Origin of the sequence: Bradyrhizobium sp. URHD0069 (genome assembly GCF_000701345.1) — a bacterium.
Classification (GTDB): domain Bacteria; phylum Pseudomonadota; class Alphaproteobacteria; order Rhizobiales; family Xanthobacteraceae; genus Bradyrhizobium.
This window is the reverse complement of record NZ_JNIJ01000034.1, coordinates 1-13,154: the sequence shown is the minus strand read 5'-3', so window position 1 is coordinate 13,154 and position 13,154 is coordinate 1. Positions and strand designations below refer to the sequence as shown.

10 protein-coding genes and 1 pseudogene are annotated in these 13,154 nt (G+C 61.6%); 3 read left to right on the top strand and 8 right to left on the bottom strand.

What is annotated here, in order from left to right; translation table 11 throughout:
* Positions 1 to 48: 48 nt before the first annotated feature.
* The 7 genes and pseudogenes from N554_RS0120540 to N554_RS0120510 all read right to left on the bottom strand — a co-directional run.
* A pseudogene (locus N554_RS0120540) lies at positions 49 to 243 on the bottom strand (nucleoside 2-deoxyribosyltransferase); the annotation flags it as partial.
* A 102-nt stretch (positions 244 to 345) separates the two neighbouring features.
* Positions 346 to 2,292, bottom strand: coding sequence for a 1-deoxy-D-xylulose-5-phosphate synthase (gene dxs / locus N554_RS0120535; RefSeq protein WP_036053774.1), 1,947 nt, complete (start codon positions 2,290 to 2,292; stop codon positions 346 to 348).
* Positions 2,293 to 2,593: 301 nt separating this feature from the next.
* Positions 2,594 to 3,892, bottom strand: a complete 1,299-nt coding sequence (locus N554_RS0120530) for a lipase family protein (RefSeq protein WP_029585190.1) — start codon at positions 3,890 to 3,892, stop codon at positions 2,594 to 2,596.
* Between the two features lie 159 nt (positions 3,893 to 4,051).
* Positions 4,052 to 4,303, bottom strand: coding sequence for an exodeoxyribonuclease VII small subunit (locus N554_RS0120525; RefSeq protein ID WP_029585189.1), 252 nt, complete (start codon positions 4,301 to 4,303; stop codon positions 4,052 to 4,054).
* Positions 4,304 to 4,376: 73 nt separating this feature from the next.
* Entirely contained in the window at positions 4,377 to 5,306 is a 930-nt protein-coding gene (locus tag N554_RS0120520; RefSeq protein ID WP_029585188.1) for a histone deacetylase family protein, read from the bottom strand.
* Between the two features lie 99 nt (positions 5,307 to 5,405).
* Positions 5,406 to 7,076 carry a bifunctional metallophosphatase/5'-nucleotidase gene (locus N554_RS0120515; protein WP_029585187.1) on the bottom strand — a complete coding sequence of 557 codons (1,671 nt, stop codon included), beginning with the start codon at positions 7,074 to 7,076 and terminating at the stop codon, positions 5,406 to 5,408.
* A 94-nt stretch (positions 7,077 to 7,170) separates the two neighbouring features.
* The gene (locus N554_RS0120510; protein WP_029585186.1) at positions 7,171 to 7,932 is read right to left on the bottom strand and encodes a crotonase/enoyl-CoA hydratase family protein; all 762 of its coding nucleotides are present in this window, start codon (positions 7,930 to 7,932) and stop codon (positions 7,171 to 7,173) included.
* A 137-nt stretch (positions 7,933 to 8,069) separates the two neighbouring features.
* On the opposite strand from N554_RS0120510, the gene N554_RS0120505 reads away from it, so the two are divergent.
* Positions 8,070 to 9,017: a ring-cleaving dioxygenase gene (locus N554_RS0120505; RefSeq protein WP_029585185.1), complete on the top strand. Its 948-nt coding sequence runs from the start codon at positions 8,070 to 8,072 to the stop codon at positions 9,015 to 9,017.
* Between the two features lie 1,179 nt (positions 9,018 to 10,196).
* Positions 10,197 to 11,093 (top strand): hypothetical protein, encoded by an 897-nt coding sequence (locus tag N554_RS37440; RefSeq protein WP_051677604.1) that lies wholly within the window; start codon positions 10,197 to 10,199, stop codon positions 11,091 to 11,093.
* A 216-nt stretch (positions 11,094 to 11,309) separates the two neighbouring features.
* On the opposite strand, the gene N554_RS0120495 is transcribed toward N554_RS37440, so the two are convergent.
* Positions 11,310 to 11,531, bottom strand: a complete 222-nt coding sequence (locus N554_RS0120495) for a PRC-barrel domain-containing protein (protein ID WP_029585183.1) — start codon at positions 11,529 to 11,531, stop codon at positions 11,310 to 11,312.
* 617 nt (positions 11,532 to 12,148) lie between these two features.
* On the opposite strand from N554_RS0120495, the gene N554_RS0120485 reads away from it, so the two are divergent.
* A complete protein-coding gene (locus N554_RS0120485; RefSeq protein ID WP_156042015.1) occupies positions 12,149 to 12,697 on the top strand; it encodes a hypothetical protein in 549 nt (182 codons plus the stop codon).
* The last annotated feature ends 457 nt before the right edge of the window (positions 12,698 to 13,154 follow it).

Sequence of the window (13,154 nt, the reverse complement as noted above, 5' to 3'; positions counted from 1 at the left end):
AGGCATGTGCGTAGACGCCAGTCGCTCGGCTGCCATGCGCTCGCAAGTCTCGGCCTCGATTATCATGTTTTCATTGCCGCGAAGTATCGTCAGCGAGGCGTCGTTGGCTGCGGGGTCGATCGCATTGTCCAGCGGATACAGGCCGATCCGCCCGTGACGCTTACACAACTCGACCTTGGGTCGTCCGATATCAAGGGCATCGGGCAGAAAAACGTCGGGGCCGGCTAGACAAATTCCTGTCATTCCCGATGTGCAAATTGCACATCGTGGATGCGCGAACCGAACTCGGTTTACCCGAGTTCGGCACTATCATTGTCGAAGTCGGCAGCAGCCGGCTCGGATGCGTCAGGCGAGCTTCACCGTCTCGGCCTTGAAATCCTTGCCGAGCGTCTCGAACACCTTGGCTACGATGCCTTTGGCGTCGAGGCCGGCGCGGGCGTACATCGCGTTCGGCGAATCGTGATCCAGGAACGCGTCGGGCATGACCATCGACCGCATCCGCAGGTCGCCGTCGAGCATGCCGTGGTCCGCCAGCATCTGCATGACATGGGAGCCGAAGCCGCCGATCGCGCCTTCCTCGATGGTCAGCAGGATTTCATGCTCGCGCGCGAGTTTCAGGATCATGTCGACGTCGAGGGGCTTCATGAAGCGCGCGTCGGCGATGGTGGTGGATAGGCCGTGGGCCGCCAGCTCGTCGGCAGCCTTCTCGCATTCGGCAAGACGGGTGCCGAACGACAGCAGCGCGATCTTGGTGCCCTGTCGAACGACGCGGCCTTTTCCGATCTCGAGCGGAATACCGACTTCGGGCATCTCGACGCCGCGGCCTTCGCCGCGCGGATAGCGCAGCGCGCTCGGGCGATCGTTGATCGCGACCTGGGTCGCGACCATGTGAACCATCTCGGCCTCATCGGAAGCCGCCATGATGACGAAATTGGGCAGGCAGCCGAGATAGGCGTTGTCGAACGATCCGGCATGGGTCGCACCATCGGCGCCGACGAGGCCGGCGCGATCGATGGCGAAGCGTACCGGCAGGCTCTGGATCGCCACGTCGTGTACGACCTGGTCATAGCCGCGCTGCAGGAAGGTCGAATAGATCGCGCAGAACGGCTTGTAGCCCTCCGTCGCCAGACCGGCGGCGAACGTCACCGCATGCTGCTCGGCGATGCCGACATCGAAAGTACGCTCCGGGAAGGACTTGGCGAAAATATCGATCCCGGTGCCCGACGGCATCGCCGCGGTAATACCAACGATCTTGTCGTCCTTCTCGGCTTCCTTGACGAGGCTCTGGCCGAACACGTTCTGATAGGCGGGAGCGTTCGGCTTGGCCTTGGCCTGCGCGCCGGTCGCGACGTCGAATTTGACCACGGCGTGATACTTGTCGGCGGAGGCTTCCGCCGGGCCGTAGCCCTTGCCCTTCTGCGTCACGACGTGAACCAGAATCGGGCCGGTTTCCATGTCGCGGACGTTCTTGAGCACGGGCAGCAGATGGTCGAGGTTATGGCCGTCGATCGGGCCGACGTAGTAGAAGCCGAGTTCCTCGAACAGGGTGCCGCCGCCGACCATGAAGCCGCGGGAATATTCTTCGGCGCGATTGGCGCGGTCGGCCAGCACTTTTGGCAGATGCTTGTTAATTTGCTTGGCCGCCTCGCGCAGCGAACGATAGGTCTTGCCTGAATAGAGCCGCGACAGATAGGCGGACATCGCGCCGACCGGCGGCGCAATCGACATGTCGTTGTCGTTGAGAATGACGATCAGCCGGGAATTCATCGCGCCGGCATTGTTCATGGCCTCGTAGGCCATGCCGGCGGACATCGCGCCGTCGCCGATCACGGCGATGACATTATTCTTGCCGCCGGAGAGGTCGCGCGCCACCGCCATGCCCAGCGCCGCCGAGATCGAGGTCGAGGAGTGGGCGGCGCCGAACGGATCGTAGTCGCTTTCGGTTCGCTTGGTGAAACCGGACAGCCCGCCACCGGTGCGCAGCGTGCGAATGCGATCGCGGCGGCCGGTCAGGATTTTGTGCGGATAGGCCTGGTGGCCGACGTCCCAGATCAGGCGATCGCGCGGGGTGTCGAACACGTAGTGCAAAGCCGTCGTCAATTCGACGACTCCAAGCCCGGCGCCGAAATGCCCGCCGGTAACCGAGACGGCGTCGATGGTTTCCTGGCGCAGCTCATCGGCGACTTGCCGGATCTGTTCCACCTTGAGCCGGCGCAGATCGTCCGGGGTGTGGATCGTGTCGAGAAGCGGCGTTTTACTGAATACGGTCACGGCGATATTCCAATTTTGCATGTCGGGACAAGTCGCCCGACGTGAGTTGGGTTGCACCCTATCGGCGCAACAAAAAGACGCCGGATGCCACCTGAGCAGGCCGAAGCCTGGTTCGAAAGCTTAGATGCGCTCCGGGTTCGTTCAATGTGACGTACATCACTTTCGGCGGCTTCGCCCTCATTAATCATTTTGTCAGCGATTTGAAGCGCTTACTGCCGCGAGGACCGGCGGTAGGCCGCTTTGAACAGTCCATAGCCCTGTAGCTTTACACTAAAGCCGCGGTCAAAGCCAACCCGCAGGGCCCTGCCGCGGCGCAACTTGGCTAACCCCGGCAGCGTGCCGAACGTTCCATCTCCACTAAATCGGCGGCGTCCATTCGCTTGGCGACCGCCATTTCCAGGCTTTTCCAGGCCCATTCGCGGGCGGCGGCGTCGCCGGTCGCGATCGCCAGCGCCGCCTCGGGGCGAGCCATGCGTTCGCTCAATGGAATTGGCCCGCAGACGATCATAAAGAAATCGTAGGCATGCGGCCGCTCATTGGCCATCACGAACTGGAAATGCACCCGAAAGAACTTCCAGCGGAACAGGTTGTAGTGTTCGGCCTTGATGATCTCGCGGAACCGGACCGGCACAATCGTAGGGTTGCGTCGGGAGCTTCCGGCGTCGATGCCCTGGCCTGTGATCGGATCGAACGGGTAGAAATTCATCACGTCCTTGCGCGATTGACAGTCGATCCAGTCGATCGAAGGTTCGATCGCCAGCAGGCGAAGGTGATCGCGGAAATCCTGCGAGGCCGCATGAAATCCGACGATCGGGAAATTGCCGCCGATCGTGAGCAGGACAATGCGCGGGCCGTGCCGCCCGAGCGCCGGATCGAGCTTGAGCGCGCGCGCCAGGATCTCGGCCCCCAAAAACGATCCCGAACTGTGACCGACGACGACAATTTCCTCGGCGTCGCTGGAGCGGGCGACCTTGGCGAGGTATTGCGCAAAACGGTCGATGCGCTCGTCCCACTCCGGCCGCTGGCGGTGAGAGAATTCCCAGGTCCAGATTGTGTCCGACAGCAGATAGAGCAAATATGTCTGGTTTTCCGTGTATTTCAGAACGGTACCGAGTACGGCGATGAACAGGGCGGCCGCCGCGGCGATACTGAACGGGTCAGGAATGCCAAGGGCATCGAGGCCTTTCTCGAAGGCGAAGGCAAGGCCCGCAACGCACAGGGCTTCGACCAGCAGCACGAGATGCGGGTAGGTAATGAAGGTCGCGAACCGCCAATGCGCCTTCCAGAATCGCGCAATCGTGCCGCTGAAGACCAGCCGCCAATAGATCCACATGGCGTGGAACACCGTCGCCCAGATTGGCGCGGCAAGATCGCGCTGGATTAGGTCTTCCCAGCGCAGAAAATCGTAACTGGTGCGGGTCTGCCAGTCGCCTGCCTTGGTCTCGATGGTCCAGGACGCGGTCTCGCCGTCGGGCGCTACTTGCGGCCGGCTGATGCTGGCGCTGAGGTGATAGAGCCGACCAAACTTCCGCAGTTCGGTTCGGAACATGCGATAGTATTGCGCGAGGCCGCGCGGATCGTATCCCTGCACATAGATGATATGGCGGTGCTGAACGCGCACTAACGGCTGATCCCCAGGCTCACGCCGGGACTATATCAGGCCGTGTAACGCGCCAAGAGCTATTTCCGCCCTCGTCGGGGTGGTTTGGTGTCGGTTTGACTTAATATTCTCAACTGTTGCCCGGGAGCGACGTGTACCCGCATGCCGGATGGCCCGATCTCACTGAACGTCGAGCGGCTCGGTGCCGGTCGGCTGGCCGTTGGCGTCGGTGGTGATCTTGTCGACCCGCGCCTCCGCCTGCCGAAGCAATTCCTCGCATCGCCGTTTCAAGGCCTCGCCGCGCTCGTAGATGGCGACGGATTCCTCCAGCGGCACCTTGCCTTCCTCGAGCCGTTTTACAATCGATTCAAGCTCCTCGATCGCGCGCTCGAAGCTCAGCTTCTTGACGTCCACTTGGGTGTTCTCGGTCATACTGCTTTCCCGGATGCGCCCTTTCACCGGCGCAGATTCAAACTAATTTTTGCGGGCGTATTGTGGCGGGAATTCACCCGTCCATCAATGCGGTGACGTGCGCCGCGACCGATTCTTTCAACCCTTGCAAATCATAGCCGCCTTCGAGCACCGAAACGATTCGGCCGCCGGCGCTTGAGTCGGCGATATCCATCAGTTTGCGCGTGACCCAGCCGAAGTCGTCCGCCCTGAGATTGAGCGACGCCAGCGGATCTCGATAATGCGCGTCGAACCCGGCCGAGATGATGATCAGCTCGGGGGAAAATTTCTGCAACTGCGGCAGGATCAGGTTTTCGAACGCGGCGCGGAATTTGGCGCTGCCGTCTTCCGCGGCCAGCGGCGCGTTGACGATGGTGTCGTGCTCGCCGCGCTCGCCGCTGGCGCCGGTGCCGGGAAACAGCGGCATCTGGTGGGTCGAGCAGTACATTACCGTCGGATCGGCCCAGAAGATATCCTGGGTGCCATTGCCGTGATGGACATCGAAATCGACCAGGGCGGCGCGGCCGATGCCGTATGTGCGCTGGGCGTGACGCGCGGCAATGGCGGCGTTGTCGAAAAAGCAAAAGCCCATCGGCTTGCTGATTTCGGCGTGATGGCCGGGAGGCCGGATCGCGACGAACGCATTTTTATGAACGCCCGACATCACAGCGTCGGTGGCGGCGACCGCACCGCCGACGCCGCGCATCACCGCCTCCCAGGTGCCGGGAGACATCGAGGTGTCGCCGTCGATATAGATCAGCCCGCTCGACGGTGCGATATGCCGGAGTTCTCCGATATAATGCTCGTTATGACAGAGCGTGACCGAATCCAGACTGCCTTCCGGCGCCTCGCCGCGTACCAGTTTGCCGAAACGCTCTTCCGCCAGCACCTCGCCGATCGCACGCAGCCGGTCGGCGCGTTCCGGGTGTCCGGGAGGCGTGGCATGGTCGAGACATGAGCGGTGAGTAAGAAGAAGCGTCGTCATGCAATACCCTGGCGCGTCAACGCGCTTTGCGAGAGGGGGCTAATCTAGGCGGTCGCCGGCTGCTCCGAAAGAGCCGAACCCGCCGATATGGTTTGCAATTCAGTTCATTCGCGTAATGCGGTCGGCTGGCGTCGGCGCGATCGGGCTGTTGGCCTGGAAGTAGGCGTACAAGGCCTCGACGTCGTAGATGCCGAATTGCTGGTTAGTCCCTTCCTTCAAGACGGTGAAGCCGTCGCCTCCGGCCGAGAGAAAGTTGTTCACCGTCACGCGATAGCTCATCGCGGGATCGATGCGCCGGCCGTTCAGCGACACGCGATCCGCCATGACGCGATCGCCGTACGGCTTGGCGCCATCCCACGCGTAGCTGAAACCGTTCGAGACCTGAAGGATCCGCGGCCGCTTCGGATCGAGCCATTGCTGCTCGAGCATGTTCTTGATCTGGACTCCCGTCAGCGTCAGCGTGACCAGTTGATTCCGGAACGGCTGGCTCGCGAATATTTCGGCGTAGGTCACCGCCCCATCTTCATTCCTCGGAATGTCGGCGCGGACGCCGCCCGGATTGGTGAACGCGATCACGGCTCCGCCGTTGGCATCGGCGCGGGTCGCGGCCAGCTGGGCGTCGGCGACGATATCGCCGAGCGCGCTCTCGCCGGCGCTGTTGGGCATCCGCGACAGCGTTTCGGTGATCGAGCCCGCGCGGCGGTTGGCGATCGGCGCGGCAAATTTGTCGTAGGACTCCAGCAACGCGGTCTGCTCCGGATCCCTGGCATAGGCGGCGGTGCGGACGATGATGTTGTCAGCCTTGGCGCTGATGATATCGCGCGTCGCAGGATCGAGCTTGAGGTCGATCGCGGTGACGAGGGTGCCGTATTTGTCGCCGCTGGTGACCAGCCGTCCGTCGATCTCGCAGACATAGGCTTGATGGGTGTGGCCGCTGATCACCAGGTCGACCGCCCGGTCGAACTTCTTGACGATGTCGACGATGGGCCCGGATATCCCGGGGCATTCATTATAATCGCCGGTCGGAAAACCGCCTTCATGGATCAGCACGACGATGGCCTCGACGCCGCGCGCCTTCAGCTCCGGCACCAGCGCGTTTACGGTGTCGGTCTCGTCACGGAATTCCAACGTGGAAACGCCGACCGGTGAGACGAGACCAGGCGTGCCTTTCAACGTCAGGCCGATGAAAGCAACGGGAATGCCGTCGAACTGCTTGATCTCGTAGGGCGGAAATAGCGTCTTGCCGGTGCTCTTTTCGATCGTGCTGGCCGCGAGATAGCGAAACTTCGCGCCAAGGAACGGATGCGGCCCCTGGCAATTGTCGACGGGATGACAGCCACCATGCTGCATCCGCAGCAGTTCGTCCTTGCCCTCGTCGAATTCGTGATTGCCGACCGAAGCCACCTCAAGCCCCATCATGGATAAGGATTCGATCGTCGGCTCATCGTGAAACATCGCCGACAGAAACGGGCTGGCGCCGATCAGGTCTCCGGCGGCGACGAAGATCGTGTTCTTGTTTCGCTCGCGGAGTTGCTTGACCAGCGTCGCCATGTGCTCGGCGCCGCCGGCCGGCACGATGATCTTCTTGGCCTTGTCGTCGGGATCGGCGATCGTGATTCCGGCCGGCGGCGGCCGAAGGTAACCATGAAAGTCGTTGATCGCCAGGATCTTCACATCGACCGACGCGGCTTGAGCTATGGCGCGCGAGGCGGGGTCGAGCGCCATCACCAGCATCACGGCTGCGAGGATCGGCGAAAGCGAATGTCTCATGATTTTGCGATGGCGCGGCAGCACAATGATTTCACAAAGTTTGGATTTCACAAAGCTTGGATTTCACAAAGCTTGGATTTCACGGAGCTTGGCTTCACGCCTTCTTGCGCGAAAAGAACGCCTTGAACGCGGCCACGGCCTCTTTCGAGCGCATGCGTTCGCCGAACAGATGGCCCTCCTGATCGATCCTGCGGGTGAGATCTTCAGGCGGCAGTTTCAGAAGCTTGCGGGAGATCGCGACCGCTTCCGCCGGCAACGCGCAGATCTCGCGCGCCACCTTGCGCGCCTCGGCTTCGGTGTGACCGGGCGCTACCACCACGTTGACGAAGCCCGCGACGCGTGCGTCTTCGGCGGTAACGGTGCGTCCCATCACCAACGTGGCGAATGCGCGCTGATGTCCCATGGTGCGCGGCATCAGCAGGCTGGAGGCGCCTTCCGGAACCAGACCGAGATGAATGAAGGGCGTCGAGAATGTCGCCGCCGTGCTGGCGAGAACGTAGTCGCAATGGAACAGCATGGTGGTGCCGATACCGATCGCGACGCCGTCGACCGCGGCGATGATCGGCTTGACGTTGTGTGCGAGCGAATAAAGAAACTTCGTGGCGTTGGAGGCGCGCAGGGTGTCGGTGTTGGAGGTGCCGTCCTTCAGGAAGTCCTCGAGATCGTTGCCGGCGGTGAATACGCCCGAGCCGCCGGTGATGATGAGGCAGCGGATCGCCGGATCGTTCTGCGCCGTGTTGATCGCATCGCTCATCGCGCGATACATTTCCTGGGTGATCGCGTTCTTCTTTTCGGGCCGCCGCAGCGTGATCACCCGCGTCGCGTCTTCGTCGGTGACTATCAGGTGCCCGGTCATGGTATTGTCCCCTTGGCAAGCGCGCGTGTGTGCGTGGCTGGCGAGTCCTCGAAGCATATCCTACATCATCTGCGACGGCGCCCGAAACCGGCCACACCGGTTTTCAACGTGGCGCAACGACGCGTGAGGATGACGTGATGCAGTTGACCGGAATCCACCATCTGACGGCCATTTCGGCGAAACCGCGGGAGAATCTGGCGTTTTATACCGGCGTGCTCGGCATGCGGCTGGTCAAGAAAACCGTCAATCAGGACGACGTCAGCGCCTATCATCTGTTCTACGCCGACGGAAAGGCCAATCCCGGCAGCGATCTCACGTTCTTCGACTTTCCGGCAGCGCCGGAGCGGCGCGGCAGCAACAGCATTTCGCGCACCGGCTTGCGAGTCGCCGGCGAGAAAAGCCTGGGCTATTGGCGGGATCGCCTGAAGAAGGCGGGCGGCCACACCGGCGACGTCACCGAAGTCGACGGCCGGTTGACGCTGCCGTTTGAAGATAGCGAAGGCCAGCGGCTGGTGCTGGTCGACGATGGCGGAATGGGTTCAGCCTCACCGTGGGAGCGCAGCCCGGTGCCGGCGGAGCACCAAATTCGCGGTCTCGGTCCGATCGTGCTCAACGTGCAGGATCTTGCACTTACCGAGCAGGTTCTGACCGGCGTTATGAATATGCGCAGGGAGCGCGACTATGCCGCTCCGGACGCAGCAGCCCGGATTCACGTGTTCGCGATGGGCGAGGGCGGTCCGGCTGCGGAGCTGCACGTGATCGAGCAGAAGGATTTGCCGATGGCGCGGCAGGGCGCCGGCGGGGTGCATCACGTCGCGTTTCGCACCCCGGACGAAGCGCAATATCATGGCTGGACGCAGCGGCTGAACGCGTCAGGCGTGCGCAACAGCGGCGAGATCGACCGGTTCTATTTTCGAAGCCTTTATTTCCGCGAGCCGAACGGCATCCTGTTCGAGATCGCCACCGACGGGCCCGGCTTCGCCACCGACGAGCCGATGGAGGCGCTCGGCGAAAAACTGGCGCTGCCGCCGTTTCTGGAGCCGCGCCGCGCGCAAATCGAGGCCGGCCTGAAGCCGCTGGGGTGAAAACCTACGACATTGCGCGGCGCCTTGCGCCGTCTCCGACCTTATCCTGAGGAGCGCGCCCTTGCGCGCGTCTCGAAGGATGGCCGCGAGTCCCTGCGTTGCGTCCATCCTTCGAGACGCTTGCTCCGCAAGCTCCTCAGGATGAGGTCAGTATCCTTCACACGCTCCGACCGGCGATCCGGTATTCCGAGGCGTCAGCGATTGATCCGAGCCCGCGAAGGAGCTTGTGAGTATATCTCCGACCTCATCCCCTGCGTAACGGCCTCGCCGTTATCGCCGGAGGAGCGCGCCCTTGCGCGCGTCTCGAAGGATGGCCGCGAGTCCCTGCGTTGCGTCCATCCTTCGAGACGCTTGCTTCGCAAGCTCCTCAGGATGAGGTCAGTATCCTTCACACGCTCCGACCGGCGATCCGGTATTCCGAGGCGTCAGCGATTGATCCGAGCCCGCGAAGAGCTTGTAAATATATCTCCGACCTCATCCCCTGCGTAACGGCCTCGCCGTTATCGCTGGAGGAGCGCGTCCTTGCGCGCGTCTCCGACCTCATCCCGGCGTAACGGCTTCGCCGTTATCGCTGGAGGAGCGCTCTTGCGCGCGTCTCGAAGGATGGCCGCGAGTCCCTGCGTTGCATCCATCCTTCGAGACGCTTGCTTCGCAAGCTCCTCAGGATGAGGTCCGTATAGTTCAGCATCCCCTGCAGATGCTTATATTCTTGCGGTCGAGCCGCTTGTCTTGCTCCCTGACGGCAGCTCCGGTCGCCGGGCGATGAGATCCGGATGTCGCAACTCGCGTTCGTCTTATCTTTACCGCCCTTTGCACCGGAACCGTTCGGTAAGCAGCAGGAGGGGCTAGAGTGGGTGGTGTAAGGGGAGTTATTGCCGGCGGCGGTATCGCAGGCACTCTGGCCGCATTCCCGGTGCCGCTCGGATCGTTGACCGAGTTGTTGAGTCCCCGCGCATTCGCAGGCGCCGGAGGAATGCCACTCACGCCGGCATCCTAAGCAGACGCTCTCCCCGGAGAAGCTAGAACACCCACGATCGCGACGCTCACGGCCCTATACTCTCCATCGTATCGCCATGCTTTGGTCAAACCGGAATGAAGGGTGGGGCAGGTCGTCGTCGACCTAGCGTAAATCCGCCGGCTTTCTTTTGCCGGTGACATTGGACCGAGTATGGAGCGCCAATGCATTCCACGCTGAAGCCGAAACAAACCGATGATCCGCACGATGTCCTTGAGGTCGCGTCCGATGCCGTTGTGGCCGCGCCCGGGGATGAGCTTACCAATGTGTTGCGCGATGCCGCGCGCCATCTTTCGGATCCGCAGACCCATACAGGATCCGGCTTCTCCGCTGGCCCACCGGTTCCACCGGTCGTTACGACGTTTCGCCCTGCCGTCAACAATGTCCAGGTCCCCGGCCACCGGCGGTCGATTGGCAGGCGGGCATTACGCGCCTTCACGGCCTTGCTGTTGGCAGCGTGCATCGGTGTGGCTGCCATCGCTTGGCAGTCCCACGGGGAGGCGGCCAAAGCGATTATTGCGAAGTGGGCGCCGCAGCTCGTACAGACTTCATCGCGGCCGCTGGAAAACCCGGGGCTGGCCGAGCGAGCGACCCCACCTGCCGTTCAGGCGACCGCGGCAAAGGCAGCACCTCCGCAACCGGCACCTCTGGCTCAGACGGTACCGGAAGGCGTCGTAGCGACCGCCGTCGCCCCATCTCCGGAATCGGCGCAGTTGCTCCAATCGATGGCGCGCGATCTCGCAACGGTGGGGCAACAGATCGAGCAGCTCAAGGCCAGCATCGAGCAGCTCAAGGCCAGCCAGGAACAAATGTCCCGCGACGTTGCCAAGGTTTCCGAGCAGAACAAGGCTTCCGAGCAGAACCTGCGGCCCAGGACAGCAGCGCCTCCGCCGCGATCGGCCGCCGCGCCGGCGCGCAGGCCGATGCCGCCATATCCGCCCACGCAAGCCGCTTCGCCTTCCGTGCCGCGGCAAGTTGAACCACAGCCGCAAGCCGCGGATCAGCCGCAGGCCGAACCAGAGTCGTCATCGGTGCCGCGGCCGCCGATGCCCGTGCGCTAGCACCGGTTCTTTCACGCTGCAGCTGGGGATTGCTTGCCGTCGATCTTCCCAGATGGCATGGCGCATCGCGCCGGTCGTCGCCGGACGGTGACAAACGCTGCGCTACGTCTGGGTGCATCCCGATGAGGAGGAGCGGGAGCGGTGATGCTCAATCGACGACGGCTTCCGACCCACTGGATCGTCTCGGTGGATCGTCTCGGTCGTACCCGTCCCAGCCTAACCGATTTCAGCCCGCTGCGCGAACTTGATGGTGGAGACAGGCCACTTCCCATCGTGGCCCCTGATAGAGATTCGCAACCCGTGCATTTCGTCAAGCCAAACGTTCTCCACCGTACCGGCCTTTCCGTCGGTGAGGATCACGGCCTTGCCGACCAGCTCAGCCTGGGCTTGCTCGAACTCGCCGAGGATCCTGGACGCAAGGGCTTTCACAGTTGGCATGGGTGACCCGGAGCCGGAGCTTTGAGCGGTTATTGGGGTCGAGAACGGCGTTGCGGCAGAGCCCTCGGATTTTTTGGCCCTCGGATTTTTTGCCACGATGTTGGCTTATGTTTTGATTCGGCCATCCCAAAGGTATCTCAACCCCCGGCGGTTTGGCTGGGCCCGACGTGTATCGTCCGGACAACGTCGTGCGTCGGGCCCGGTTCCTAAAGTAGCCGCCCAGTTCGCGAGCTCAGGAACCTGGGCGGGAGCCTTCGAGCACGATTTCTCTAACCAAGCCGTTTCTCTGAACAAGCCGCGGAATTCGTTCGCCGATGGGCTCTCGACTTTGCCTTGCGTTTTTTGCCACCTCGAACGCCGAACCAATCAGACCATCCTTTCCGTTGTAAGGCATAGAGATTCACGTTTGAAAGAGATCGCACTGTTGGCGTGAGATGCGAAAGAGAAAGCCAGAGCATTCGCTGGGGCGGTGACTGCAAACAAGCTAATAGGACATACATATTGTCCTTTAAGAATCTTGGATAATTTGCAATCCGACGTTTCTAGACTTAAGCTCGTCGGTCTTGCGATTTTTAGGCCGGAGCAACGTCTGTAGTGATGTAAGGCGGAGCGACCGCATGCGCGTCGCGATGATTGCTGTGATCTTGGTGGTGAGCACACCATCAGAAGCTTCGAAGTCCTGCATGACCAAGACCGAAGCGCGTCAGCATTTCGGTTCGGTACACATCTATTGGCACGGCAATAATCGTTGCTGGGACGCGACACCGACACGCCGACGTCATCGGATCTATAAAGTTCAGAAAAAGATCCAGATCCCTAAAGTTCAGGAAGCGGATCAGATCCATAAAGTTCGGCAACCCATCGATCAGCCCAAGTGGCAGACAGCGATGTCGGAGATGTCGCTCGATGAAGAACCTGTACAAACACCATGGATCGATCGCTGGATAGATATCGAGCCACTACAACTCCCCATTGTTGCGCGCTCGGTCGATATGGTTCAAGCCGTGCCGCCTTCCATCATTGAATTCGAGCCGATGGTCACGCCGCGCAGCGTAGTGATGGTGATCATCGCCATCGTAATGACGCTTGCGATAATCGAAATTTTGTTCGGCGGCACCATCTACAACCGACCAACGTCAACAAGAAAAATACGATTTCCTCATTAATGCAGCCGTGCTCGTGAGAGGTCTGGGCAATCAACGCCGATATTGCACCGCTTAAGCTGCATGATCACTGTGTTGGCTTCGGTGAGCACCGCCATAGTGAGCCTTCAGTCACCGCCCTCTGAGCTCCGGCACGCAGGTCGGCTGATTTGCCCGACGGGCAAATCAGCAAGTTGGCTGTCTAGTCCTGTTCGCAAAAATATTCCGCTTCCCGTTTGACCCAAATCAAATTTATAAGCCTCGCCGTCTCACCCCATGAGAGGGGCGTATCGCGATCGTCACGGACGCGGGGTGGGATGCGGTGGACGCGGCAGCGTCGGGCACGCATCGGCAATCGCAGGGCGAGTTGAACCTCGTGAGCGATTTGCGGCGCGCAGACGAACGATGTTGCTTCCGTTTTCATTAAAGTTTCGCCGGAGGTGCACAGCCCGGCGAAGCCTCTTGGCGAAGACGGGTCGCG